Raw genomic sequence first — 1,215 nt, 5'->3', positions numbered from 1 at the left:
CGGTGACCACCCGGCCGCCCGAGGCGTTCTCCTCGTTGACCGCCAGGGCCACCAGGTTGACCCACTCCTGCCAGTACCGCGGGTCCCGGTCCGGGTCCTGGGCGGACAGCCGGGCATGCCAGTCCGGGGCCCGGCGGCGGACCTTCAGCCCGCCGGGCAGCACGCCGGTCCGCTTCAGGCTGGAGTTCTTGCATTCCTCCATGACGTTCCAGATATGCAGCAGTCCTTCCCGGATCTCCTCCTCGCTGCGCCAGGTGAGCTCGTTGGCCAACATGACCCCGCTGATGTCCAGCCCCGTGGTCCGGCAATGCCCAAGCAGTTCCGCGGCCGTGCGGAAGGGGTACGGCTGCCGGGCCACGGCGGATTCGAGCCGGTCCAGCACCGCTTCCTCGGCACCTTCGCGGATGATGAAGCCGCCGCCCACGGAGAAGTAGGTTTCCTCGGTTAGGACCTGCCCGGCGTCGTCCAGGACGGCGAACCTCATCCCGTTGGTGTGCCTGGGCAGCACCGTCAGCGGGTGCAGCACCATGTCCGGCACCCCGTAGGTGATGGGCCTGGCCTCACCGAGTTCGGCGCCCAGGCGCAGGACGCCGGTGTCCTCGATCCGGGCCAGGGCCTCGTCCACCTGCCCGGGCAGGATGGTCTCCGGTTCGAAACCCTCCAGCCCCAGCAGCACCGCGGTGAACGTGCCGTGCCCGCGGCCGGTGGCGGCCAGCGAACCGTAGAGGTCCACCCGCAGCCCGGCCACGCGGCCCAGCAGGCCCTCCTTGGCCAGGTGGGCGGCGAATTGGTGGGCGGCCCGCATCGGCCCCACGGTGTGGGAACTGGAAGGACCGATGCCGACCGTGAACAGGTCAAAGACGCTGATAGCCATTGGTGTGGTGCCTCGTTTCGGAAGGGGACGCCCACGGGAAATGTGGGCGGTGTCACAGAATGGTGTGCATGTGCCGCGGGCCCGGAATCGTGCGACCCCGGGCCCGCGAATGCTCGGCCGGGTCAGGCGAGCGGAGCCAGCCCCGGGTAGAGTGGATGGGCTGCCGCCAGCGCGTCCACCCGGTCCTTGAAGCCGGACAGATCCGCCTCCGGGCCCGCGATGAGCGCCTCGGCGATGATGTCGGCGACCTCGGCGAACGCGGCTTCGCCGAAGCCGCGGGTGGCCAGGGCCGGGGTGCCGATGCGCAGCCCGGAGGTGACCATCGGCGGGCGCGGGTCGAA

General features: G+C 70.7%; 1 protein-coding gene and 1 pseudogene. Both read right to left on the bottom strand.

The window, feature by feature from the left end:
- The coding region (locus ACFQ36_RS22765; RefSeq protein ID WP_377017852.1) for a serine dehydratase beta chain at positions 1-874 on the bottom strand (874 nt) is incomplete at its 3' end.
- 122 nt (positions 875-996) lie between these two features.
- Positions 997-1,215 (bottom strand): annotated as a pseudogene (locus ACFQ36_RS22760) (serine hydroxymethyltransferase); the annotation flags it as partial.

It is taken from the genome of Arthrobacter sp. GCM10027362 (assembly GCF_042679445.1).
Taxonomy (GTDB): Bacteria; Actinomycetota; Actinomycetes; order Actinomycetales; family Micrococcaceae; genus Crystallibacter.
Note: the sequence above shows the minus strand (reverse complement) of the source record. Positions and strands in the feature narration are given on the sequence as shown.